Annotated in this window: 22 protein-coding genes; 14 read left to right on the forward strand and 8 right to left on the reverse strand. The window is 56.2% G+C overall.

What is annotated here, in order from left to right; translation table 11 throughout:
* The first annotated feature begins 213 nt into the window (after nucleotides 1-213).
* The 3 genes from ccrA to TH4_RS03040 all read left to right on the forward strand — a co-directional run bounded on the left by ccrA (nucleotide 214) and on the right by TH4_RS03040 (nucleotide 5,650).
* Complete coding sequence (gene ccrA / locus TH4_RS03030; protein ID WP_063088554.1) at nucleotides 214-1,494, forward strand: crotonyl-CoA carboxylase/reductase; 1,281 nt, start codon at nucleotides 214-216, stop codon at nucleotides 1,492-1,494.
* A gap of 161 nt (nucleotides 1,495-1,655) precedes the next feature.
* A complete protein-coding gene (locus tag TH4_RS03035) occupies nucleotides 1,656-3,323 on the forward strand; it encodes an acyl-CoA dehydrogenase family protein (RefSeq protein ID WP_064779851.1) in 1,668 nt (555 codons plus the stop codon).
* A 236-nt stretch (nucleotides 3,324-3,559) separates the two neighbouring features.
* Nucleotides 3,560-5,650, forward strand: coding sequence for a methyl-accepting chemotaxis protein (locus TH4_RS03040; protein ID WP_064779852.1), 2,091 nt, complete (start codon nucleotides 3,560-3,562; stop codon nucleotides 5,648-5,650).
* A 95-nt stretch (nucleotides 5,651-5,745) separates the two neighbouring features.
* On the opposite strand, the gene TH4_RS03045 is transcribed toward TH4_RS03040, so the two are convergent.
* The 7 genes from TH4_RS03045 to TH4_RS03075 all read right to left on the reverse strand — a co-directional run bounded on the left by TH4_RS03045 (nucleotide 5,746) and on the right by TH4_RS03075 (nucleotide 13,106).
* Complete coding sequence (locus TH4_RS03045; RefSeq protein WP_064779853.1) at nucleotides 5,746-7,083, reverse strand: ferredoxin reductase family protein; 1,338 nt, start codon at nucleotides 7,081-7,083, stop codon at nucleotides 5,746-5,748.
* 137 nt (nucleotides 7,084-7,220) lie between these two features.
* Nucleotides 7,221-8,387, reverse strand: a complete 1,167-nt coding sequence (locus TH4_RS03050) for an adenosylhomocysteinase (RefSeq protein WP_064779854.1) — start codon at nucleotides 8,385-8,387, stop codon at nucleotides 7,221-7,223.
* 103 nt (nucleotides 8,388-8,490) lie between these two features.
* Nucleotides 8,491-9,195 carry a glutathione S-transferase N-terminal domain-containing protein gene (locus TH4_RS03055; RefSeq protein ID WP_064779855.1) on the reverse strand — a complete coding sequence of 235 codons (705 nt, stop codon included), beginning with the start codon at nucleotides 9,193-9,195 and terminating at the stop codon, nucleotides 8,491-8,493.
* Between the two features lie 214 nt (nucleotides 9,196-9,409).
* On the reverse strand, nucleotides 9,410-9,850 hold the full coding sequence (gene cynS, locus TH4_RS03060; protein WP_008889173.1) for a cyanase: 441 nt from the start codon (nucleotides 9,848-9,850) through the stop codon (nucleotides 9,410-9,412).
* A 37-nt stretch (nucleotides 9,851-9,887) separates the two neighbouring features.
* Nucleotides 9,888-10,796 (reverse strand): ABC transporter ATP-binding protein, encoded by a 909-nt coding sequence (locus TH4_RS03065; protein ID WP_063088547.1) that lies wholly within the window; start codon nucleotides 10,794-10,796, stop codon nucleotides 9,888-9,890.
* A gap of 11 nt (nucleotides 10,797-10,807) precedes the next feature.
* Nucleotides 10,808-11,638: a nitrate ABC transporter permease gene (gene ntrB / locus TH4_RS03070; protein WP_008889171.1), complete on the reverse strand. Its 831-nt coding sequence runs from the start codon at nucleotides 11,636-11,638 to the stop codon at nucleotides 10,808-10,810.
* 1 nt (nucleotide 11,639) lies between these two features.
* Complete coding sequence (locus TH4_RS03075; RefSeq protein ID WP_064779856.1) at nucleotides 11,640-13,106, reverse strand: CmpA/NrtA family ABC transporter substrate-binding protein; 1,467 nt, start codon at nucleotides 13,104-13,106, stop codon at nucleotides 11,640-11,642.
* Nucleotides 13,107-13,317: 211 nt separating this feature from the next.
* On the opposite strand from TH4_RS03075, the gene TH4_RS03080 reads away from it, so the two are divergent.
* The 8 genes from TH4_RS03080 to rbsK all read left to right on the forward strand — a co-directional run bounded on the left by TH4_RS03080 (nucleotide 13,318) and on the right by rbsK (nucleotide 21,792).
* The gene (locus tag TH4_RS03080; protein ID WP_064779857.1) at nucleotides 13,318-15,264 is read left to right on the forward strand and encodes a sigma 54-interacting transcriptional regulator; all 1,947 of its coding nucleotides are present in this window, start codon (nucleotides 13,318-13,320) and stop codon (nucleotides 15,262-15,264) included.
* Between the two features lie 105 nt (nucleotides 15,265-15,369).
* On the forward strand, nucleotides 15,370-15,564 hold the full coding sequence (locus tag TH4_RS03085; RefSeq protein ID WP_008889168.1) for a twin transmembrane helix small protein: 195 nt from the start codon (nucleotides 15,370-15,372) through the stop codon (nucleotides 15,562-15,564).
* Nucleotides 15,565-15,610: 46 nt separating this feature from the next.
* Nucleotides 15,611-16,183, forward strand: coding sequence for a cob(I)yrinic acid a,c-diamide adenosyltransferase (locus tag TH4_RS03090; protein WP_064779858.1), 573 nt, complete (start codon nucleotides 15,611-15,613; stop codon nucleotides 16,181-16,183).
* Between the two features lie 252 nt (nucleotides 16,184-16,435).
* Complete coding sequence (locus tag TH4_RS03095; protein WP_008889166.1) at nucleotides 16,436-17,185, forward strand: electron transfer flavoprotein subunit beta/FixA family protein; 750 nt, start codon at nucleotides 16,436-16,438, stop codon at nucleotides 17,183-17,185.
* Between the two features lie 15 nt (nucleotides 17,186-17,200).
* Nucleotides 17,201-18,136, forward strand: a complete 936-nt coding sequence (locus TH4_RS03100) for an electron transfer flavoprotein subunit alpha/FixB family protein (protein ID WP_064779859.1) — start codon at nucleotides 17,201-17,203, stop codon at nucleotides 18,134-18,136.
* Nucleotides 18,137-18,204: 68 nt separating this feature from the next.
* The gene (locus TH4_RS03105; protein ID WP_064779860.1) at nucleotides 18,205-19,092 is read left to right on the forward strand and encodes a 3-hydroxybutyryl-CoA dehydrogenase; all 888 of its coding nucleotides are present in this window, start codon (nucleotides 18,205-18,207) and stop codon (nucleotides 19,090-19,092) included.
* A 160-nt stretch (nucleotides 19,093-19,252) separates the two neighbouring features.
* A complete protein-coding gene (xylB, locus tag TH4_RS03110; RefSeq protein ID WP_064779861.1) occupies nucleotides 19,253-20,719 on the forward strand; it encodes a xylulokinase in 1,467 nt (488 codons plus the stop codon).
* 149 nt (nucleotides 20,720-20,868) lie between these two features.
* Nucleotides 20,869-21,792: a ribokinase gene (rbsK, locus tag TH4_RS03115; RefSeq protein WP_064779862.1), complete on the forward strand. Its 924-nt coding sequence runs from the start codon at nucleotides 20,869-20,871 to the stop codon at nucleotides 21,790-21,792.
* A gap of 16 nt (nucleotides 21,793-21,808) precedes the next feature.
* Here the strand turns inward: rbsK and TH4_RS03120 are convergent, their stop codons facing one another.
* The gene (locus tag TH4_RS03120) at nucleotides 21,809-22,369 is read right to left on the reverse strand and encodes a TlpA disulfide reductase family protein (protein ID WP_008889161.1); all 561 of its coding nucleotides are present in this window, start codon (nucleotides 22,367-22,369) and stop codon (nucleotides 21,809-21,811) included.
* Nucleotides 22,370-22,400: 31 nt separating this feature from the next.
* On the opposite strand from TH4_RS03120, the gene argH reads away from it, so the two are divergent.
* The 3 genes from argH to lysA are packed head-to-tail and all read left to right on the forward strand — an operon-like array spanning nucleotide 22,401 to nucleotide 25,227.
* Complete coding sequence (argH, locus tag TH4_RS03125) at nucleotides 22,401-23,816, forward strand: argininosuccinate lyase (protein ID WP_064779863.1); 1,416 nt, start codon at nucleotides 22,401-22,403, stop codon at nucleotides 23,814-23,816.
* Nucleotides 23,813-23,959, forward strand: coding sequence for an LPS translocon maturation chaperone LptM (gene lptM, locus TH4_RS20750; protein ID WP_165374891.1), 147 nt, complete (start codon nucleotides 23,813-23,815; stop codon nucleotides 23,957-23,959). The genes argH and lptM overlap by 4 nt, the downstream gene beginning before the upstream one ends.
* Nucleotides 23,956-25,227 carry a diaminopimelate decarboxylase gene (gene lysA, locus TH4_RS03130; RefSeq protein WP_008889158.1) on the forward strand — a complete coding sequence of 424 codons (1,272 nt, stop codon included), beginning with the start codon at nucleotides 23,956-23,958 and terminating at the stop codon, nucleotides 25,225-25,227. The genes lptM and lysA overlap by 4 nt, the downstream gene beginning before the upstream one ends.
* The last annotated feature ends 133 nt before the right edge of the window (nucleotides 25,228-25,360 follow it).

Below are 25,360 nucleotides of genomic sequence, written 5' to 3' on the forward strand. Positions count from 1 at the left end.
CACTTGGGTAATTATATAACAATTTGTGCAACGCGATAAAAGCGAAAACAAATATCGCCCAGGTTATCCTTGCTGAAATTCCGCAGGAAACCGGGATATGCCCGGGGAAAATAAAATAAATTCCGTGGCTTGGAGGATCCGTCGACCGCAACGCAGCATTGGTAATTTAATTACCCTGCAAACCGGATCGACCCCGAACAAGGAGTGAAGGCCATGAATACGTCTGCTGAAGTGCTGCCTTTCCGTGGCGGTCAGGAAGAAAAAGATCTTTATGAAATTGGCGAAATCCCGCCACTGGGCCATGTGCCAAAGAATATGTATGCATGGGCGATTCGCGAAGAACGCCATGGCGAACCCGATACGGCCATGCAGTGCGAAGTTTTGCCGGTGACCCAACCCGACAGCCATGAAGTGCTTGTTCTCGTGATGGCAGCCGGGGTGAACTATAACGGTGTCTGGGCATCCCTTGGCAAACCGATCTCGGTCTTCAATGTCCATGATTGCCCGTTCCATATTGCCGGATCGGATGCATCGGGCATCGTCTGGGCGGTTGGATCGAAAGTCACCCGTTGGAAAGTCGGCGACGAAGTGGTCATTCACTGCAACCAGGATGACGGCGACGACGAAGAATGCAATGGCGGCGATCCGATGCTGTCCCCGACCCAGCGTATCTGGGGCTATGAAACACCGGACGGATCCTTCGCCCAGTTCACCTGCGTTCAGGCACAGCAGCTCATGCCGCGTCCCAAACACCTGACCTGGGAAGAAAGTGCGTGCTACACGCTAACCCTTGCCACCGCATACCGTATGCTGTTTGGCCATCGCCCGCATATCCTGCGTCCGGGGCATAATGTGCTGGTCTGGGGCGCATCGGGTGGTTTGGGCTCGATGGCGATCCAGCTGATTACAACGGCCGGGGCCAACGCGATTGGTGTCATTTCCGATGAAACAAAGCGCGACTTTGTTCTGGGACTGGGTGCCAAGGCCGTGATCAACCGCAAGGATTTCAATTGCTGGGGACAGCTTCCCACCGTCAACGGCCCGGAATTTGGCGACTATATGAAAGAAGTCCGCAAATTCGGCAAGGCGATCTGGGACATCACCGGCAAGGGCAATGACGTCGACATCGTCTTTGAACATCCGGGCGAACAGACCTTCCCGGTATCGTGCAACGTTGTAAAACGCGGCGGCATGGTTGTGTTCTGTGCCGGCACCACCGGCTTTAACCTGACCTTTGATGCGCGCTTTGTCTGGATGCGGCAAAAACGTATTCAGGGCAGTCACTTCGCCAACCTGAAACAGGCGGCACAGGCCAACAAGCTCGTGATCGAACGCCGTCTGGATCCGAGCATGTCTGAAGTGTTCAGTTGGGAAGACATTCCGCGCGCTCACATGAAGATGATGCGCAACGAACACAAACCCGGCAACATGGCCGTTCTGGTTCAGGCAAAACGCCCGGGCATGCGTACCCTTGAAGAAGCAGTCGAAGGCTAGTCCCACATTAATCTTCGACTGATAGCTGGCACCCCGCGCGCATTCTCGCCCGATCTGCGCATGGGGTGCCACCACCCTTTATGCTTTGATGCATTCATAACTGATCCGCGCAATCGCCCCACAGGATTGCACGACGAGGACCTGATCCGAGGACCCGAAGAATGACGAACAACGCCCTTTTGCCTGACCTCGAACGTTTGTGCGATGACGCCCTTGCCGCGCTCAGCCCGGTTTATGACGCGGCCGAATATGCGCTGCGGACTGCTGTAACGGTCGATGGCCGGGTCAATGCCGATGCCTTTGATGACAACCAGTTTGCCGCACACGGCTTTGCCTGGTTCACCACCTATGTCACCGCCCTTGGCCAGATGAAGGCATGGGCAAATCGCCTTAAGGATCAGGGCAAGTTCGGCAATCTCGAACAACTGATCCTGCAATCGGCGTTTGGGGAATATCTGGCCCAGATCATCGGTGGCATTCCGATGTCACAGGGCGAGATCATCCGTCTTTCGACCCTTGGCGTTTCTGATGACCTGATTGCATCCCTTGCTGCCAACCCATCGGTTGCGACCCTTGCACGCGGTGGCAATTCCGATGCCACGCGCCGGGCGATTGCCGCTGAAATCGAAGACAGCCTTGATACTGGTCGCTTTGGTGAAACCGGTCTTGAAGACGAAACCCTTGATATGGTGCGCGATCAATTCCGCCGGTTCGTTGAGGAAAAGGTCTCGCCGCATGCCCATGGCTGGCACGAACGTGACGAACTGATCCCGATTGAAATCGTCAATGAAATGTCCGAACTCGGCGTGTTCGGCCTGACCATCCCCGAAGAATTCGGCGGCCTTGGCATGGGCAAAACCGCGATGTGCGTTGTCACCGAGGAACTGTCGCGTGGCTATATCGGTGTCGGGTCGCTTGGGACACGTTCGGAAATTGCCGCCGAACTGATCCGCCTTGGCGGGACCGACGCGCAAAAGGAACACTACCTGCCCAAACTGGCATCGGGTGAAATCCTGCCGACTGCCGTCTTTACCGAACCCAACAATGGATCGGATCTCGCACACTTGCGCACGCGTGCGGTCAAGGATGGCGATACCTATAAGGTCACTGGCAACAAGACATGGATCACCCATGCCGCGCGGTCTGACCTGATGACGCTTCTGACCCGCACCAACCCCGACGAGTCCGGTTATCGCGGCCTGTCGATGCTGCTGGCCGAAAAGCCACGCGGCACCGATGAGAACCCGTTCCCGGCCGATGGCATGTCAGGGGGCGAGATCGAGGTGCTTGGTTATCGCGGCATGAAGGAATACGAGCTTTCCTTTGACGGGTTCGAAGTCCCGACCGAGAACCTTTTGGGTGGCGAAGAAGGCCAGGGCTTCAAACAACTGATGGCGACCTTTGAGTCGGCCCGTATTCAGACCGCAGCCCGCGCTGTCGGCGTGGCCCAGAACGCGCTTGAGATCGGCATGCGCTATGCCAAGGATCGCATCCAGTTTTCCAAACCGCTTTATGCCTTCCCGCGCGTCTACGGCAAAGTCGCATGGATGGTGGTCGAAACCATGATCGCCCGCCAGCTGACCTACTTCTCGGCCTTTGAAAAGGATCAGGATATCCGCTGCGATATCGAGGCCGGCATGGCCAAGCTTCTAGGCGCACGCGTCGCCTGGTCGAATGCTGATAACGCCCTGCAGATTCACGGCGGCAACGGCTATGCGCTCGAATATCAGATCAGCCGTGTACTGTGTGATGCGCGCATTCTGAACATTTTCGAAGGGGCTGCCGAAATTCAGGCACAGGTGGTCACGCGCGGCATTCTGACCCGGTGAACGACATAACATTCTGAAATACTGATGAAATTCTCATCCGAACCGTGGCCCCTGTGAACAACGAGGGCAAACTTGGCCCGCCAACACTGGCGGGCCTTTTTCCATATCAACCTAAAGTATGATATATTTTGGACTTACCAGTAGTGATACACTCCCCAAAAGCACACACAGACCACTGAAAGTCTGTGAAAAAATCGGGCCAAAAGGTCCGCCGGGAATAAGGGAGAGAATGGCAAATGAATCACAGCTCTGCAATGCCAGAAAGTACAATCTATGCGCGTATAAATGCCGCCACGGATTTGTTTGCGCAACATGGAGAACAGCTTGCAGAAAATCTGGTCACCGAACTGTTGGGGACCGGGCAAAGCAGTGCTGCGCCAAGTGATCCGCAACATCATGTTGCCGAACTGTCCCGACGTTTTGCAACACTGATCAATGCAAACAGCTCCGATGCATTCAACCAATGCTTTAACGAGCATGTTCTGGCCAATGCGGTCATCGGACTGGCTCCCGATCATATTGTACTGGCCTACCACAAGGTTTCAGCACTTTGCGCAACGCTTGCCGCGCGGTCCAAGGGCGGCACTGCCGCGGCTGATGCGGCGCGATGCCTGCTGATGGCGGATATGGGCAGCCTGATATCGGCGCGCCAGACCGTTTTGGCCAACCAGCGCTCCGCCTCTGAAATCCAGTCGATGTCGGAAATCATTGAACGCGAAACCGACAACATCATTTCCGAGGTCGGCTTCCAGGCCGGGCGCACCAATGACGTGGCGCAGGCCATGGAAAGTGACGCCAGTGAACTGTCCCAACTGGTCGAACGCATCACTGCCACCACGGAAGTCGCCAGCAGCAATGTCGCAACCGTGGCATCCGCGACCGAGGAATTGCAGGCATCCAGCCACGAAATTGCCGAACGCATCCACAAAACCAATGACATTGCCAGTCAGGCCGTCACCCGCGCCCAGGAAACATCCACCACCATGGGCAGCCTGTCGGAAACCGCGACCGAGATTGGCAAGGTTGTTGATATCGTCAAACGCATTTCCGATCAGACCAAGATGCTGGCACTCAACGCCACCATCGAGGCCGCGCGCGCCGGCGACGCTGGCAAGGGCTTTGCGGTCGTCGCCAACGAGGTCAAGAACCTCGCCACCCAGACCGAAAAAGCCATCCTTGATATCAACGCCCAGATCACCGCCATTCAGGGCGCCACATCCGAGGCGGTTACCGCGATTGAGGGCATCGGCGGCGCGATTGACGAAGTCAGCCAGCTTTCAAGCGATATCTCAGCATCGGTCGAGCAACAAACAGCGGCGATTGCCGAAATCTCGACAAGTGCGCAGGAAGTCTCCACCCACATGCAGGGCATTTCCGGCGACATCGAACTGGCCAGCCACAAGTCGCACAATGCCAGCCAGACGGCGGAAAACCTTCGCATTCTGTCTTCGAATATCCGCAATGATATCAACGAAATGGAAACGCGCTTCCGCATGGTTCTGCGCAGTGCAGACAACACTAACCGCCGTCACGAAGAACGGGTTCCGATTGCAGTTGATATCAAGGTCGACTTCGGCAACGGTGATGTGCGCCAGGGTGTCACCGCAGACATGTCGCTTGCCGGCCTGCTTGCGCGTATTGATGCCAGCGAAGATGACCGCAACAAAGCAATCACGATCACGATGACCGACGGCACCCGGCTTAAGGGGACGGTCAAAGCGTACTCGACACTCGGAACCCACATCCAGTTCACCGAAATCGACGACGAAGCAACCAAGGTCATCTTGGGATTGCTTAAGAAAACCCACGAACATGACGCCAAGATTGCCGACCTCGGCAAGCAATTGGCCGGCGAGTTGGGCAAGGTTCTTGAAGGCGGTTTGCGCAGTCACGAATTCACCCATGATGATCTGTTCAACACCCGGTACGAGCCGATTGACGGCACCGATCCCAAGCAGTTCATGACGCCGTATGTGCCCTTCACTGACCGCAATTTCACCCCGCTACAAGAAGCCATTCTTGCAAAGGACGAACATATCGTCTTTGCCGCCGGGGTGGATACCAACGGCTATCTGCCGACCCACAACAAGGTTTACAGCCAACCGCAAAGACCGGGCGAACCCGCCTGGAATATGGGCAACTGCCGCAACCGGCGCATCTTTGATGACCGTGCCGGTCTGATGGCCGGGCGCAACACCAAGCCCCACCTGCTGCAGACCTATTTCCGTGACATGGGCAATACCGTCGTCTTCATGAAGGAATGCGACGTGCCGATCATGGTCAATGGCGAGCAGTGGGGCAACCTTCGGATCGGTTACAAATCCTAGGCATTGCCAAACCAATCAGGATAACGAGCAAACGAAAAGCGGGCGGTTCCATCACGGACCGCCCGCACTCTATTCAACGCCAAACTCTGGTTTTCCTATCTGAAATCAAACAGCTCCTGATGGAAGGCATAGCTGTGCAATCCGGCTGCGACCAAATCGTTTTTGACATCTTCGCCAAATTGGCGCGGCCCGCAGAACCAGACTTGGGCTTCTTGCCAATGGGCCACATCAGAACGGATTTTCTCGCCGGTCAGAAAACCATCACGCGCATCGCGCCATTCACGCAACCGAACACCGGCACGCCCGGCCAGATCGTTGATCCGCGCCATCAATTCGGGATCGCAATGCGGCGCAACCTGATAAAAATCGATCTCAAGCTTTGCCGGATTGGCCACCAGATCTTCAAGCCAGGCAACAAACGGCGTCAGTCCAATACCCCCGGAAATCCAGATCTGATGGAGCTTTTCCCGATCCAGTACAAAGGTGCCATAAGGACCCTCAAGCGCCACCCGGTCGCCCGGCTTCAATGTTTCGTAAAGCGTGTTGGTATAGTCGCCGAGCTTCTTGGCGATAATGGTCAGGCCCGGAACCCCGTCACGCCAGGCAGACGCAATGGTAAACGGATGCGCTTCGTTGCTATTGCCAAACCGGACAAAGGCAAACTGCCCGGCAAGGTGGCCTTTCCAACCGCCATCTGATCTGATCGCGATCTGAAGCGATTTCATCTCCGGAAGATAATCAACCTCGATCACCTCGCCGGTGGATCGGCGCCCGGCCCCGATTTGGCCAAACAGAACAATGATGGATGACACCGTGCCCACCAGCAACATCACCGCCAAAACATAGCCAACCGGTGTTGCCCAGTTGGTGAAATCAAGCAAAACGATGCTGTGATAAACCAGCACTAGATAGATCACGGCCAGAACCGTGTGTGTTCTGGCAAACCAGCGATACGGAATGCGCTTAATCAACGCGATCAGGATCAAGGCAACGGCAACATAAAACGCCCATTCCCCGACCGTTTCCGCCAGCCCGCGCTGCTCATTAAACAACGATTGCGCCCAATGCAGGCCCGCCCCATCGGGCCTCGGTCCACGCCGCCCCCGCTCCAGAAGGCCAAGTGCAACACCCCATTTCGGTGCCATCCGCCAGGCCCAGTGCAGGGTCGCGACGACAAGCACAGCAATGCCAAGCCACTTGTGCTGGCGATACGCCTTGTCCAAGCCGCCCAACCGTCGCGTCAGCCACACAGGTCGAACCGACAACAACAAGATCAGGCTCATCATGCTGATCGCAAGGAAGCCAGAATACTGGACCATGAAATGGCGAAGGCTGATGAAACTGGATGCCGCAAAAAGATCGGGATTTGAAACCAGCCAGATACCGGTCACCGCCAGAACGAACCCAACAAAGACCTTTGAAATCGTTCTCATGACCGGCCTCCATCCTCAAATGAGTGATGCCGTGGGCGATTGAGCGCAAATATTTGCGCGCGCCCCGACATCAACCCGTTAAGGTTACCAGACCGCACTGGGTGGTTCGTTGCGATTCGTCAGTTCAGCGAAATAGATCAGCTGTGCGATTGCAGGATCGCTTGGGCAATTTCGCGTTCGACATCTTCCGGATAGGCATAAAAGCCCGGCTTGAACGACGTCGCCCCGCCCGATGCCAGCCAGTCGATCCCGCGGATCAGAATGGCCGAGAACGGATCAAACAGATCCTTGCCCGATCCCCCCATGCCGGGGGCGAGGTTCAGCAAGCTGCCCCGGTTCAGCAGATACACCTCGCGACTATTATCCAGCTCGAACCGTTCGATATGGCGGCGCATTTTCGTGCGCGTCTGGGTATCAAGCCATTTGACGTCAATCTCGGTATTGGAATGCCCGACATTGACCAGGATCGCGCCGCGACGGCACTGCTTGATCTGCGCCGCACCCAGAATGCCCGAAAGGCCGGTGGCGGTCACAATGATTGCGTTTTCTTTCAGGCCATCTTCAAGGCTGACAACCCGGCAGCCATGATGCTGCGCCTCAAGGGCACGGACCGGATCGCGTTCGGCGACAGACACCACCGCACCCAGATTGCGCGCCCGTTCGGCCACACCACGCCCGACCGGGCCAAAGCCGATCACAAGAACCGTGCGCCCATAAAGCGCAAGCCCCGTGACATTCGAAAAGACCGGCCACATTTCCTGTGCCACGTGGTGGCGGTTATGCAGGCGATCCTTGATCGCGATATCGTTCCAGTTAAAGACCGGGAAGGAATAATCAAGCTTCTCAACGCGATGCACACCAGTCGTGGTCGCTTCAAGCGCGCCATCGACCTTGTGGCCCTTCTTCACGAACGCCTCAATCAGCTCCCCGCCCATATCAGCAATGATGTCTGCGGGCTCGGACGACAGGATATCGATGCTTCGGGCATATTCATCGGGCGTCATGCCGGAAAAGGCATGGACCTCGACCCCATGGGCGGCAAGGTAGGCGGCGGCCGCGTCATCGGTGCTGTCAGGGTTACATGCGCCAACCTTGACCTTGGCGCCGGCCTTCACAAACGGCAGCAAGGTGGGAATGGTATCTTCAAGAACGTGCTGGAAACTGACGATGGTTTTGTCGCGCAGATCACGCTTGGCAACATAGTTTCCGTATTTCGCCGTCACCGGACAAATCACCTCGCGCCAGGCAAGGGTCTCGTCAGTGATCTGTTGGGCAAGGGCGGCGTCCTTGATGCGGCTGGTCATGAATTAGTCTCTTAACTTCGTGGGACAATGAATGCCCTCCTAATTAAGGCCAGCCTGACCGGATGAAAAGCATTTGTCTCCATCCGGTCAAAATCAACGGGGATTAATCGCGGGCCGGGATGTTCAGTCCACGCTGAACGGCCGGCCGATCAAGGCCGCGCTCCAGCCACGCCGGAACGTTTTTAAACTCGTGATAATCAACAAGACTACCCGCGTCATAGAAACCGATCAGGTTGCGCACCCAGCCAAGCGACGCAATGTCGGCAATGCTGTATTCATCGCCCATGATCCAGTCACGGTCCTCAAGGCGGGTTTCAAGCACGCCCAGAAGCCGCTTTGATTCCTTGCGATACCGATCCAGCGGACGCTTGTCCTCGATCTCCTTGCCGGCAAATTTGTGGAAGAAGCCAAGCTGGCCAAACATCGGGCCAAGCCCGCCCATCTGGAAATACACCCACTGGATCGCCTCGATCCGTTTGGCCGGATCGACAGGCAACAACTTGCCGGTCTTTTCCGCCAGATACTGAATGATCGCACCCGATTCAAACAGACCAAGCGGTTTGCCATTCGGTCCATGCGGATCAATGATTGCCGGGATTTTGCCATTCGGGTTCAGCGACAGAAATTCCGGGGTCCAGGTTTCATCCTCACCGATATTGATCAGATGCGGCTCATAGTCCAGACCGGTTTCTTCCAGCATGATTGAAACCTTCACCCCGTTGGGCGTCGGCAGGGAATAAAGCTGGATAACGTCCGGATTTTGCGCAGGCCAGCGTTTGGTAATCTCGAAGCTCGACAGATCAGCCATGATAAAGCCCTTTTGAAATCGTTATAGTGTTGACCATAACATTTAGATGATCCTTCGAAATGCGCCACCGGAAATCTGGCAACTTATTGTTTCCAGTCCGGTGCTCGCTGCTTTGGAACCTTGCAAAAAACAAAACCGGCCTGCTTAAAACAGACCGGTTTCGTCTTCTGCGACTGCTCGTACCAGGTGACTGCGAACCACCGATTGGCTTGAATTACCAGGCGCGGTATTTCAGGAATTTACCATCAAGGGTAATGACAACGCGGTCGCCCTTCGGGTCTTCCTTGCGTTCGATATACATTTCGTAGTCGATCGCGCTCATGATGCCATCGCCGAATTTCTCGTGGATGATTTCCTTGATGGTTTCGCCGTACACACCAACGATTTCATACAGGCGATAGATCGCAGGATCGGTCGGCACGGCCTGATCCCAGATCTTCATCGGGCATTCCTGCATGACAGCCGATGCTTCAGGCGGCAGGTCAAACAGGGCGACCAGCATGTCGGCCTTGTCCTTTGGCGCGGAATTCATGCCAAAACAGACCGAAGTCGTCCACACCGGCGACATGCCGATTTTGCTGGCAACTTCTTCCCAGCCAAGGCCTTTGGCCTTTTTGGCTTCGATGATCATTTCTTTGACATCTGCTTTTTTCACAGCTTTTCTCCTTCTAAGTAATCAGCGTGCAGGTGATTTATTCCACCGGGCTGGTGGCCGGTTTGCGGTTGTCTTTGGGATCTGAAACCACCCCATGTGCGCCAAAACGCACGATGGATGGCTCGCTTGGCGTGCCTTCCTCCTGCTTGCCGGCAAGCGCCTTTGAGCGGGTGGCAAGGAATTCGACCAAGTGGTTTCGGATGTCGTAATAGTCGGAATGGTGAATGATGTTGGCCCGTTCGCGCGGGCGCGGGATATCGACCTGAACCGATTCTGCGACACGGGCATAGGGCCCGTTGGTCATCAGCAAAATACGGTCAGCCAACAGGATGGCTTCATCCACATCATGGGTGATCATAAACACCGTCTGGTCCGATCCCGACCAGATGCGGATCAATTCATCCTGAATGCTGCCACGGGTCAGGGCATCAAGGGCCCCGAACGGCTCATCCAAAAGCAACAATTCCGGCTGGATCGCAAAGGCACGCGCGATCGACACACGCTGACGCATCCCACCCGACAATTGCGACGGCTTGCGAAGCTCTGCCCCGCCAGCCAGCCCGACCATTTCCAGATACTTCATCGAATGATCGTGAACCTGTTTCTTGCTCCAGGATTTGTATCGGGCCTGAACGGCAAAGGTGACGTTCTTAAGCGCTGATAACCACGGCAGCAGGGAATAGTTCTGAAACACGATCCCGCGATCAAGGCTGGGACCCGACACTTCCTTGCCATTCATGATGACCGCCCCTTCGGTCGGCTCATCAAGACCAGCCAGAATGTTCAGGATTGTCGATTTGCCACAGCCGGAATGGCCGATGATGCAAACAAACTCCCCCTTCTCGATCCCCAGATTGACGTTTTCAAACACCGTCAGGGCTTCACCGCCCTTGGGTGCCTGAAAACGTTTGGTCAGGTTCTGCAAACTCAGGAATGGTTTCGACATATCAGGTCTCCTTATTCCTGGTACTGCACAAGACGTGCGCAGTAGGCAAAGGCGGTATCAAGCAACATGCCGACAACACCGATCATCAGGATCGAGAACACCACGCTGGTCAGATCAAGGTTGTTCCATTCGTTCCAGACGTAGTAGCCAATCCCCGTCCCGCCCACGAGCATCTCGGCTGCGACAATCACAAGCCATGCAATGCCGATTGAAATCCGCATGCCGGTCAGGATGGTCGGTGCCGCAGCCGGCAAGATGACGATCCAGGCGGTTTTGAGCGGGCCCAGTTCATGGGTGCGCGCCACATTGACCCAGTCCTTGCGAACCCCGGCCACACCAAAGGCTGTGTTGATCAACATCGGCCAGATCGAACAGATAAAGATCACAAAGATCGCCGATGCCTGACTGTCCTGAATGACAAACAGCGCAAGTGGCATCCATGCCAGCGGGGAAATCGGGCGAAGGACCTGAATAAACGGATCAAGCGCCTTGTACATCAAGGGCGACATCCCGATCAGGAATCCGACCGGAATGGCAATTGCCGCCGCAAGGAAATAACCGCTCAACACGCGATAAAGCGAATAACCGATCTGGATACCAATGCCCTTGTCGTTGGGACCGGCGTCATAGAACGGATTGCTGAGCTCTTCCCATGCCTTGGCGATCACGTCCGAGGGGGGCGGCACAGCGGCCTTTGGCTCTGCCCCGCCCATCAGAAGTTCATATTCCGTAAGTTCGCCAGCGAGTTGTTGTTTTGGGCTGGCGGCCTCCCAAAGACCAAGGAAGACCGCCAGCAGTACAAGTGACAACACCAACGCCCTGGCATTGAGCGATGCCAGCATATCAGCTTACCCCTTTGCCGATGGCAAAGCTGTTGACATAGGCTTCAGGCTGATCGGGATCGAACGTCTTGCCCATGATGGTATAGCTTTTGTAAGTCTCGGTCGGCGCTTCATAGCCAAGCTCTTTCATGATCTTGGCGCAATCGCTCGCGACATAGACTTCTTCGGCGATCTTCTTGTAATCGACATCGCCCTCGATATAGCCCCAACGTTTCATCTGGGTCAGAATCCAGACACCCATCGAGTGCCACGGGAACGGATCGAAATCGATGCGATCCGGGACGTTTTTCACTTCGCCCAGACCATCGGCGTAACGGCCGGTCAAGACTTGCTCGATCACCGGAACCGGCTGGTTCAGATAGTTGGCCGGTGCGATGGCAGCCGAGATTTCCTTGCGGTTTTCCGCCTTGGCGGCGTACTGGGTCGCGTCCACGATGGATTTCAAAAGCGCGCCATAGGTGTTCGGAAGTTCTTCTGAAAACGCCTTGGAACATGCAAATGCACAGCACGGATGGCCTTCCCAGATATCTTTGGTCAGCGTGTGCAGGAAGCCGATCTTTTCCCAAACCGCACGCTGGTTAAACGGATCCGGTGACAGATAACCATCAAGGTTACCAGCACGCAGGTTTGCAACCATCTCGGGCGGCGGAACGACACGGATCTGGATGTCTTTATCCGGATCCAGGCCATGCTCGGCGACGTAATAACGCAGCAGGAAGTTGTGCATCGAATATTCGAACGGCACACCGAACTTGAAGCCCTTCCACTGCTTGGGATCACGTTTATCAAGGTGATCGTTATGCAGGACAATCGCCTGACCATTGATGTTTTCAACGGCCGGCATCAGGAACGGCGTTGCGGTCGAACCGGCCCCCATCGAAATCGCCAGCGGCATCGGGGTCAGCATGTGCGACGCGTCATATTCATTGTTCAATGACTTGTCACGCGCGACCGCCCAACCGGCTGTCTTGATGACATCAACATCAAGGCCGTATTTCTCATAAAAGCCCATCGGCTGGGCCATGATGATCGGCGTTGCGCAGGTGATCGGCACAAAGCCGATATTCAATTTGGATTTTTCCGGCGTGCCCAGATCATCAAGGATGGCCGCCTTGACCTTGTCGATTGGCAGGACCGAGGCAAGGGCTGCCATCATGGTGCTGCCACCGACCATCTTGGCAAACGAACGACGCGAAATATCGTTGTGACCAAACACCGAACGCACAATTGCGCTGTCGATGGCACGATCAAGCATTTCTTCGCTGCTTTCCGGCGTTTTGGCATCCATATCGCCCATATCACTATGGGCCGGCATGGTGGCCAAATCGTGTTTTACGCAATGGTCATGGTCTTTATGTGATGCATGTGTATGCCCATCTTTTGACGAACAGACATCACAGCCGCATGATTTGCTGTGACGCAGATCGGTATCGCCACTAAATGGATTGCCCAGACTTTTGACTGACATGTGATCACCCCCTGTGTTGTTACGCCGCCAGAAAGGCAGCACCAGATGTTCACAGTCCCTACAGCAACGGGCGTGCCATTTTGTGCAATGCGTCATTTTTCGTTGAAAACGCTGGACTCTTGCGCCTTTGAATGAGACGCTAGCCACATACGAAAAATCGTAATTCACGAAATATCGTAGTAAATATTACGATATTTCGTAGGAGTGTGTGATGAGGATCAGTGAAATCAATCCCCTACCGGTGATGATTGAAAACCTGCACTTGCAGGCATTGCTCGCCCACACCCATCCAACCTTGCTCATTCACCCCAAAACGGACCGGATTGTCTTCGCCAATCAGGCCGCTGCGAACCTGTTGGGGCGCAGCATCGAAGAACTTCTGGCAACCTCGATGAGTGCGCTGCACAAAGGTCAGGTGCCCAGTCTGGTCGTATTTAGCGAGGCCGCCTTTTATCACGGATTTGCCTGGACCCGCGGGCTGGACCTGACCCGTCCGGACGGCACGGAACTGAAACTCGAGCACGAAGCCCGGCCGCTCATTCTGGACGGCGAAGACTATCTGACCGTCACGATTTCCGATCTCGATGCCCGCCATCGTCGCGATGTGGACTCCGAGGCCGATGATTACCTTCGCGAAGGCATCGCCGAATGGCGCCGTGCCGAACGGTTTTTCCGCGAGATTGAACGCGAAAACCAGCTGATCCTGGGTGCCGCTGGCGAAGGCATTTACGGGGTTAACAGCGACGGCATCACGACATTCGTCAATCCGGCGGCCGAACGCATGTTGGGCTGGACGGCCGAGGAACTGGTTGGCCGCGAAATCCATTCGATCATCCACCATTCGCACGTCAATGGCGATCCCTATCACGCCGAACAATGCCCGATTTACAACGCGTTTCGCGAAGGCATCGTCAGGCGGGTTGATGACGAGGTCTTCTGGCGCAGCGACGGCAAACCCATCCGGGTGGAATATACCTCCACCCCGATCCGTGACCATGGGCTGGTGATCGGGGCGGTGATTGTTTTTCGCGACATCACCGAACGTAAAATTGCCGAGGAAAAGCTGCACGCCGCCCTTGCCGAGGTCGACCGGCTGCGTGAACGGCTGGAGCTTGAAAACGCCTATCTGCAGGAAGAAATCCTTTCAACCAACAACCACCATGAAATCATCGGCCAGTCCGATGCCATTCAGGGCGCACTCAAACAGATCGACCTTGTCGCGCCCACCGATGCCAACGTTCTGATCACTGGTGAATCCGGTACGGGCAAGGAACTGATTGCGCGCGCCATCCATCAGGCCAGCGCGCGATCCGATCGCGTTCTGGTGCGCGTGAACTGTGCTGCAATCCCGCATGAACTGTTTGAAAGCGAATTTTTCGGCCATGTCCGCGGTGCCTTTACCGGTGCCGTGCGTGATCGTGTCGGGCGGTTTGAATTGGCTGATGGCGGCACGCTATTTCTCGATGAAGTCGGGGAAATCCCGCTGGAACTTCAGGGCAAGTTGCTGCGTGTTTTGCAGGATCAGAAGTTCGAACGCATCGGCGAAGAACGCACACGCGAGGTCAATGTCCGCCTGATTGCCGCCACCAACCGCGACCTAAAGGAAGAAGTCCGTCAGGGACGTTTCCGCGAAGACCTGTATTTCCGTCTCAACGTTTTCCCGATTGAATGCCGCCCCTTGCGCGAACGGCCCGACGATATCCCGCCGCTTGCATCGCACTTCCTGCGCAATATCTGTCAGCGTCTTAATATCGCCCAGCCGACACTCACCAAGGGGCAAGTCCGCACCCTGCAAAACTATGGCTGGCCGGGGAATGCGCGTGAACTGGAAAACGTCATCGAACGCGCTGCGATCCTGGCCCATGACGGCAAGCTTCATTTCGACCTGCCCGAACAGGGCGGGCGCGACAGCCGCAAATTAGCAGCGCCGACGACAGAGCCCGACAGCAAACCTGAAAAAACCGTACTGACCCGGGGTGAGCTGCGCCAGACTGAATATGACAACATCATCCATGCGCTGACCATGACCAAGGGCAAGGTGTTTGGGGAAAATGGTGCGGCCGCCCTTCTCGATATCAAACCAACCACGCTGGCCTCGCGTATCAAGAAATTCAAAATCGACCGTCGCAGCTTTGCGGCAAACGAAACCATCGACTAATTGCCAAAATTGCCATCGTCTGGTTGCCTGTTGCGTGCATTTGGCGCAGCATGTCGCCGCCGGGCGGGGTATAAGGCAGCAGGCAGAAACAGGGAAGAAACAGGAATGGCTGGTTTTTTACAGATTGGTGTTTTGCTTGCGATGGCAGCTGTCGCTGGGGTCCTGATCATGGGCATCGTTTCGATGGCACGCGGCAAGGATGCGCGCAAACAAAACAAACTGATGCAAATGCGCGTCCTTTTGCAGGGCCTGGCCCTGTTGCTACTTTTCATTCTGTCGCTGATGGCGGTCGGTTCCTAAGCCAGGCATACGCCTTGAACACACAAACCAGGATTACGGACGGCACATGGTTCAACTGACTCGTATCTATACAAAATCCGGTGACAAGGGCAAAACCGCCCTTGGCAATGGCACGCGCGTTGCCAAAAATGATGTGCGCGTAGAGGCCTATGGCACCGTTGATGAAACCAATGCCGTGATTGGTGTCGCCCGCCTGCATGCGGACGGCAACGTCGATGAGATGCTGGCCCGAATCCAGAACGATCTTTTCGATCTGGGGGCTGATCTGTGCACACCCGGCGATGGCAGCGATGATAACCCCGAACGGCCCGCCCTTCGCATCACCGCCAAGCAAACCGAACGCCTTGAGGCCGAGATCGATCAGATCAACGAAGCCCTTGATCCGCTGAAATCCTTTGTCCTGCCCGGTGGCAGTGCCCTTTCGGCACAACTGCATGTCGCGCGCACCGTTTCGCGCCGGGCCGAACGGCTGATTGTCGAACTGGCCGGGATCGAGACGATCAATCCCGAGGCCGTGCGCTATATCAACCGGCTGTCAGATCACATGTTTGTTCTCGCCCGCCATGCCAATAATGGCGGCAAGGATGATGTTCTCTGGAAGCCCGGGCTGACCCGATAAACTGACGTGATAACAAGATTATCGGACAAAATCCTTGTTCCCTTGCGGATTTTTGCCGTATCAAGACGGCGAAGGGCATCAAGATTTTCGTGAAGTAGTTGTCGTTAACGTCAACACCTTTACGTAAATTGACAACCTGCGTAGCACTACCTATTGTGCGTCGCGGGGAAAACATTACCATGCGGGCCAACGCAAACTGCCTTGGCAGGGAGCAAACCCGCAGTTTCGACAACAAAAACGAACAGGTCTGTCATGAAGGTTCTTGTCGCCGTTAAGCGCGTTGTGGATTACAACGTCAAGATCCGTGTCAAACAGGACCAGTCTGGCGTTGAGTTGAACAACGTTAAGATGTCCATGAACCCGTTTGACGAAATCGCCGTTGAAGAGGCCATCCGCCTCAAGGAAGCGGGCACCGCCACCGAAGTGGTTGCTGTGTCGCTCGGCGTTAAACAGTGCCAGGAAACCCTGCGCACCGCCCTCGCCATGGGTGCCGATCGCGGCATTCTGGTTGAAACCGAGGACGAACTCCAGCCGCTGGCTGTTGCAAAGCTCCTGAAAGAAGTCGTTGCCAAGGAAAGCCCGGATCTCGTGATCCTTGGCAAACAGGCAATTGACGATGACGCCAACCAGACCGGTCAGATGCTGGCCGCATTGCTGGATTGGCCGCAGGGCACCTTCGCGTCCAAGGTTGTCGTTGCTGACGGCAAGCTTGATGTCACGCGTGAAATCGACGGTGGTCTTGAAACCATCAAGATTGATCTTCCGGCAATCGTTACCACCGACCTGCGCCTCAACGAGCCGCGTTATGCGTCGCTGCCGAACATCATGAAAGCCAAGAAAAAGCCGCTCGATACCCTGAGCCCGGCCGACCTTGGTGTTGATACCGCGCCGCGCCTGAAAACCCTGAAAGTTTCCGAACCGGAAGCCCGTCAGGCAGGTGTCAAAGTTGCCGACGTCGCAGAGCTTGTCGACAAGCTCCGCAACGAAGCAAAAGTAATCTAAGCGGGGATCAATCAAATGAGCATTCTTGTTATTGCCGAACACGACAATACCGAACTGAAGGGTGGCACGCTTAACACCGTTGCTGCTGCTCAGAAAATCGGTGGCGACATCACTGTTCTCGTGGCTGGCGAAGGCTGCAAGGCCGTTGCCGAAGCCGCTGCCAAGGTCGAAGGTGTCTCCAAGGTTCTCCTCGCAGACAACGCAGCCTATGGCCACTTCCTTGCGGAAAACATGGCGGGTCTGGTTGGTGAACTGGCGGGCGATTACAGCCACATTCTCACCTCGGCTTCTTCGTCGGGCAAAAACTTCATGCCGCGCGTTGCTGCCAAAAAAGACGTCGCACAGATTTCCGACATCACCGATGTTGTCGATGCCGATACCTTTGTGCGTCCGATCTATGCCGGTAATGCCATGGCAACCGTACAGTCGACCGACAGCCTCAAACTGATCACTGTCCGTACCACCGGCTTTGATCCGGTCGCAGCCGAAGGCGGTTCTGCATCCATCGAAGACGTTGCTGTTGCATCTGATGCTGGCAAGTCGTCCTTCGTTGGTCAGGAACTGACCGAGTCGGAACGTCCGGAACTCACCGCCGCAAGCATCGTCATCTCTGGCGGTCGTGGCATGGGTTCGGGTGAAAACTTCCACCTGATCGAACCGATTGCCGACAAACTCGGCGCTGCAATTGGCGCTTCTCGCGCGGCAGTTGATGCAGGCTATGCCCCCAACGACTGGCAGGTCGGCCAGACCGGCAAAGTTGTTGCACCGCAGCTATACATTGCTGTAGGCATTTCGGGTGCTATTCAGCACCTTGCCGGCATGAAGGACAGTAAGGTCATTGTCGCGATCAACAAGGACGAAGAAGCGCCGATCTTCTCGGTAGCGGATTACGGACTTGTCGGTGACCTGTTCGAGGCCCTTCCCGCTCTGGCGAGCGAACTCGACAAATAATCTGATCCCCTTTAGGGTCAAGGCAACGCATACTCTTGTTTTGACCCTTGGGGACGAGTGGGGAACAAATGGCTTCGTTGGAAGATATCAAAACCATTGGCGTAATCGGCGCCGGTCAGATGGGCAATGGTATTGCGCATGTGATCGCACTGGCCGGTTACGACGTCCGAATTCTCGACATCTCGCAAGATGCCCTTGATAAGGCCATCGGCGTGATGGAAAAGAACATGGACCGTCAGGTCAAAAAAGAGATCATTACCGCAGCGCAAAAAGATGCGGCACTGAAACTGATCTCAACCGGAACGGAATATACCTTCCTGTCTGACTGTGACCTGGTCATCGAAGCGGCAACCGAGAACGAAGAGATCAAGAAACAGATCTTCAAGGCTCTGTGCCCGGTGCTCGGCCCGGAAGCGATCATCGCGACCAACACCTCTTCGATTTCGGTCACCCGTCTGGCGTCCTATACCGACCGTCCGGCGAAGTTCATGGGCATGCACTTCATGAACCCGGTGCCGCTGATGAAACTGGTGGAACTGATCCGTGGTATTGCCACGGACGAAACCACCTATCGCACCATTCATGAACTGACCAAAAAGCTCGGCAAGGACACGGCAAGTGCCGAAGACTTCCCGGCCTTTATTGTCAACCGCATCCTGCTTCCGATGATCAACGAGGCGATCTACACCCTTTACGAAGGTGTGGGGAATGTCGAGTCCATCGATACCGCGATGCGTCTTGGTGCGAACCATCCGATGGGCCCGCTGCAACTGGCAGACTTTATTGGTCTCGATACCTGCCTGTCGATCATGCATGTCCTGCATGATGGTCTGGCCGATACCAAGTATCGCCCGTGCCCGCTTCTGGTCAAATATGTCGAAGCCGGATGGCTTGGCCGCAAGGCTGGCCGTGGCTTCTATGACTATAGCGGCGACGAACCGACCCCGACCCGCTAAGCGGTTGCACGCCAGGACTGGCGTTACGACATCAAAGCCGCTGCCCCGCAGCGGCTTTTTTTGTTGCAATCCACGGCCCAACCATCTGGAATGGACCTTGCTCTAACCCGCGCAATCATGATGTCGGGAAAAATCAAACGGTTCTGGAGGCCGTCCGAACATGTATCTCGGAATTGATGTCGGCACATCGGCAGTCAAGGCACTACTGATTGACGAAAACTCGGTCACCCTTGCCGAGGCTGATGTCCCTTTACGCGTATCCAGCCCCAAACCGTTCTGGAGCGAACAAAACCCCACCGACTGGTGGGACGCAACCTTGCGCGCCATTGACGACTTGCACCGCCAAAACCCGTCGGCAATTGCCGCAAGCCGCGCGATCGGCCTGTCGGGCCAGATGCATGGCGCGACCTTGCTGGGTGCGGATGACAAGCCACTGCGCCCGGCGATCCTGTGGAATGATGGTCGCGCAACCCGCGAATGCGCCGAACTTGATGCCGCCCTGCCCGATCTGGGCCAACGCGCGGGTGTTGCCACCATGTCGGGCATGACGGCGCCCAAACTGATCTGGCTGCAAAAACACGAACCGGATGTTTTTGCCAAAATCAAAACCATCCTGCTGCCCAAGGATTACATCCGCTTTTGCCTCTCAGGCGACAAGGCAACCGAAATGTCGGATGCCGCAGGCACACTTTGGCTTGATGAACAAAGCCGAAGCTGGAACCAAAGTGCGATCGAAGCCTGTGGCCTGACCCGCGATCAACTGCCGCATCTGGTCGAGGGATCGGATATCACGGGCACGCTGCGCGCAACATTGGTCGACCGTTGGGGCATGCGGGACGACGTCATCATTGCCGGGGGTGGCGGTGATGCGGCAACCGGTGGCATCGGGGTCGGGGCGGTTTCCCATGGCGATGGCTTCATTTCGCTGGGCACCTCGTCGCAGATCTTTGTCGCCTCGGACAAATACCGTCCCAAACCCGAAGAACTCCTGCACAGCTTTGCCCACGCCATCCCGGACCACTGGTTCCAGATGGCGGTCCTGCTTAACGGGGCAAGTTGCCTGAAATGGGCGGCCGACCTTCTGGGCGAGGCCGACATTACGGCACTGCTCAACCGGGTCGAGGCACAGCACGACGCCCCGTCTGATATCCTGTTCCTGCCCTACCTCAACGGGGAACGCACACCGCACAACAATCCGCATGCCCGTGGGGTGTTCTTTGGTCTGGGCAGCGATACAGCCCGCGAAACCATGGTTCAGGCAGTGCTCGAAGGGGTCGGCTTTGCCCTCCGCGATGCCAAGTCCCGTCTGCACAAGGCCGGAACCCAGTGCGACCTGCCCGGTGTGATCGGCGGCGGTGCCCGCAGTCGCTACTGGATCAAGATGATTGCCGACATCCTGGGTAAGCCACTTGCCCGCTATGAGGGCGCGACCAAGGGCCCGGCCTTTGGGGCTGCCCGACTGGCCCGACTGGCCCTGACCAAGGAACCGGTTGCAGACGTTTGCGTCAAACCCGCAATCGAAGAAGTGATTGAACCTGACCTAACCCGCCATGATGCTTACCAGCCGCGCTTTGCCAAATTCCAGCGCATTTACGCTGCCTTGTCAGACGAATTCACCCCTGACTGACCGTCTGATCGCCTGATCAGACAGACCGGCTGCAACGCGGATCCATAACAATTTGATGATCTCGATAGATTTTGGCGACATCGCCCTTTAAACCCCTGATCTGAGAACAACATTAACTTAGTGGAATTCATTTATAAACGCGGACGATTATGACGATTGCAGTTGTTGGAAGCTCGAACTTTGATTTTGCGGCCCGTGTGGCGAAGCTTCCTGTTCGGGGACAAACGGTTTCCTCCCGGGCTTACAAGACCGGACCGGGCGGCAAAGGATGCAATCAGGCACTTGCCGTCGCCAGACTTGGTGTTTCCCCTGTCTTCATCTCCAAACTTGGCGATGACATGCTGGGCAAACAACTGATCGAAACCCTTGCGACCGAGGGGTTGGATACCACCAACCTGATCGTCGCCGACGAAGCACAAACCGGCATTGCCCTGATCTCGATCGATGAGGCGGGCGAAAACATGATCACGGTCGTGGGTGGCGCCAACATGACCATGACCCGAAACGACCTGCATGAAAAACAGGAACTCCTGCGCAACTGCGACTATCTGCTGTTGCAGCTTGAATGTCCGGTGGTGGCCATTGACTGCGCGATCAAATATGCCCGCGAAGGCAATGCAAAGGTCATTCTTGACCCGGCCCCGGTCGCCGATCTGGTCGTCATGCGCGACCTGCTGGCCCTGACCCACATCGTCACCCCCAACCAAAGCGAATGCTTGGCCCTCACCGGTATTGATCCGGTCGATGAGGCCACCGCAAGTAGCGCCAGCATCAAGCTGCATGACATGGGCCCGGAAACCGTCATCATCAAAATGGGCGGTGATGGTGCGTTCTATTCATCGGGCGGGCAAACCGGCATGGTTCCGGGCTTTGTGGTCAATACTGTTGATACGGTGGGCGCTGGCGATTGCTTCAATGCCGGGTTGGCTGTCGCCCTGCATGGTGGTCAGCCGCTCAAGGATGCCGTGCGCTTTGCCTGTGCCACCGGTGCGCTTTCCACCACCAACAATGGTGCAGCCGAGGCCGCACCCCGCCTTGCCGATGTTCTGTCGCTGATCGAAGGCAACGCCTAAGACTGCTCACTTGCGCTCAGGACGTCTGATCAATCAACTGATCGAAATAGGTAATGACCTCTGGCGCATCCCAACGCGCAATGCCTTCAAGTTTGCCGCGCAAATCACCCTTGGCGTCATAGACAAAACTGGTCGGAAGGCCGCGCGCCCCCATCTGGCGCGCAATCGCCCCACGCGGATCAAGAACGATATCAAGGTTCTCGATTCCATTGGTTTCAAAGAATTCGCGGACCGCATCCGCCCCGCCACGGTCCTGACTAAGGGCCAGAACACGAAACGGCTTATCGGCCATCTCGACCGCCAGGCGATCCAGATCGGGCATTTCCTTGACGCATGGCACACACCAGGTCGCCCACAGATTGACCAGAACAACCTGTCCTTTCAGGCTGTTAAAGGCGACCTCGTTGCCATTTTCATCGACAAACGCCAGATCTTCGGGCAAAGAACCCCCTTCGGATGGCATAACCATCTTTGAAAGTTCTTGCGGGAATTGCGTATCAGCAAAGGCAGGGGTTGCATAAATGCCCGAGATGGCGACAATCACGCCAAGTTTTACGTAACGAAGCAATGCTTTCACAACACCCACCTTTCCAAGACTGCGGATCACGATGACCGATCAAAACGCCACTGACCAGAAAAACGCAAACTCCCTTTGGGGCGGCCGCTTCGAAGCAGGCCCGTCAGCCATCATGGAAGAAATCAACGCTTCCATCGGCTTTGACAAACGCCTTTACGCCCAGGACATTCAGGGCTCGAAGGCCCACTGCGCCATGCTGGTCAAGCAGAACATCATTCCTGCTGAAGATGGCGAAAAGATCACCAACGGTCTAGACCAGATTCTTCAAGAAATCGAGAGCGGTGAATTCAAATTCTCCGCCGCCCTTGAAGACATCCACATGAATGTCGAAAGCCGCCTGCGCGAATTGATCGGCCCGGCGGCTGGTCGCCTGCATACTGCGCGCTCGCGCAATGATCAGGTCGCGACCGACTTCAAACTCTGGGTCCGTGACGTTGCGCTTGGCGATCTTGAGGTCGGCCTCAAAGGCCTTCAGGAAGCCCTGATTGCACAGGCTGAAACCCACGCAGAAACCATCATGCCGGGCTTCACCCACCTGCAGGCCGCCCAGCCGGTCACCTTTGGTCATCATCTTCTGGCCTATGTCGAAATGTTTGGCCGTGATCGCGGGCGTGTTGCCGATTGCCGCACCCGTATCAACGAAAACCCGCTGGGATCTGCGGCCCTTGCTGGCACCCCCTATCCGATTGATCGTCACATGACGGCAACTGCGCTGGGCTTTGATCGCCCGACGGCGAACTCGCTCGATGCGGTATCGGACCGTGACTTTGCGCTTGAATACCTGAATGCTGCTTCGATTGCCGCCATGCATCTGTCGCGCCTGGCCGAAGAAATGGTCATCTGGTGCTCGGCCCAGTTCCGCTTTATCGGCATGTCTGACAAATTCTCGACCGGCTCTTCGATCATGCCGCAAAAACGTAACCCGGATGCGGCCGAACTGATCCGCTCGAAAATCGGGCGTATTGTTGGCTGCTACAACGGCTTGATGCTGTCGATGAAGGGGCTGCCGCTGGCTTATTCCAAGGACATGCAGGAAGACAAGGAACCGGTTTTCCAGGCCCATGACCATCTTGGTCTGTGCGTTGCCGCCATGACCGGCATGATCGCCGACATGAAGGTGTTTGCCGACAATATGCGTGCCGCGGCCGGTGCGGGTTACACCACCGCCACCGACCTTGCAGACTGGCTGGTGGCCGAACTTGGCATGCCGTTCCGTGACGCGCATCACGTGGTTGGCGCGACCGTGAAACTCGCCGAAACCAAGGGCTGCGACCTTGATCAGCTGTCGCTTGAAGACCTGCAAGGCATCGAACCCAAAATCACCAATGCGGTTTATGATGTGCTGACAGTCGAGGCATCGGTTGCCGCCCGCCAAAGCTTTGGTGGCACCGCCCCGGTCCGGGTCAAGGAATCCGTTGCGGCCGCAAAGGAAAGGTTCCTCAAATGAACAGCAACCTGTTGAAACGCGGCACCGTCATCACGCTGGCCATCATGTTGGGGCTTTCAGTTGCGGCGTGCGGCAAAAAAGGCCCGCTCGAACCGCCGACCGACAAAGGTTATGAATATCCAAGGGATTACCCGGCCCAATGAACCATTTTGAATATATCAACGGCGAACTTTACGCCGAAGGCGTCTCGATCCGGGAAATGGCTGACAAGGTCGGAACCCCGTTCTTCTGCTATTCGACCGCGACCCTGGAACGCCATTACAAGGTCTATGCCGACGCATTTGACGGCCTTGATGCCACTGTGTGCTTTGCCGTTAAGGCAAACTCCAACCAGGCAGTCCTGAAAACACTCGCCAATCTTGGTGCGGGTGCGGACGTTGTTTCGGTTGGTGAAATGCGCCGTGCGCTGCGTGCAGGCATGCCCCCGGCAAAGATCATCTTTTCCGGTGTTGGCAAGGCCGATGCCGAAATGCGCGAAGCCCTTGACGCCGACATTGCCCAGATCAATGTCGAAAGCATCCCCGAACTGGTTGAGCTGAACCGTGTTGCCATCGACATGGGCAAAAAGGCGCGCATTGCGCTGCGCGTCAACCCGCATGTCGATGCCAAAACCCACGAAAAGATCGCCACCGGCAAGGCCGAGAACAAGTTCGGCATCGACTGGACCCGCGCGATCGAGGTTTACCGCGAAGCCGCCGCCATGGATGGCATCGAGGTTACCGGGATCGCCATGCATATCGGCTCCCAGCTGACCGACCTGGCCCCGTTCCGCGAGGCATTTACACGTCTGGCCGGTCTGGTTGAACAGCTGCGATCTGAGGGCATCGATATCCGCAATCTCGATCTTGGTGGCGGGCTTGGTATTGCCTATCAGGGCGAAACGCCGCCGCTTCCCGATGCCTATGGTCAGATGGTGCGCGAAACCGTCGGCCATCTTGGCTGTCACATCACGCTGGAACCGGGCCGTTTGATTGCCGGCAATGCCGGGATCATGGTGTCGCGCGTCATGTATATCAAAGACGGCGAAGCCAAACGCTTTGTCATTCTTGATGCCGCAATGAACGACCTGATCCGCCCGACACTGTATGGCGCCTATCACGAAATCATCCCGGTCGATGAACAGACTGACGGTGACAAGCAGGTCAAGGTTGATGTGGTCGGCCCGGTTTGCGAAACCGGTGATACCTTTGGCAAGGACCGCGACCTCCCCGATGATCTCAAGGCCGGTGATCTGGTCGCTGTCATGTCGGCGGGTGCCTATGGTGCGGTCATGTCGTCGACCTACAACACCCGTGCGCTGACACCCGAAGTGCTGGTCAAGGGCAACAACTTTGCCATCGTCCGTCCGCGTCAGGAAATTGACGATCTGATCAACATGGATCAGGTACCCTCCTGGCTCAGCAACGCATAAGACCGGCATTCCGTTTCGGTTTTTAACGCTTTCGGGGCGGCTGGCCATTTGTCAGCCGCCCTTTTATTTTGCCCAATCCCGTCGAATTGCTTGACCCGCCCCGCCAAAAGACCAAGCTTTAAAGAAGCGGGTT

This window comes from Thalassospira tepidiphila MCCC 1A03514 (assembly GCF_001662875.1).
In the GTDB taxonomy this organism is placed as follows: domain Bacteria; phylum Pseudomonadota; class Alphaproteobacteria; order Rhodospirillales; family Thalassospiraceae; genus Thalassospira; species Thalassospira tepidiphila.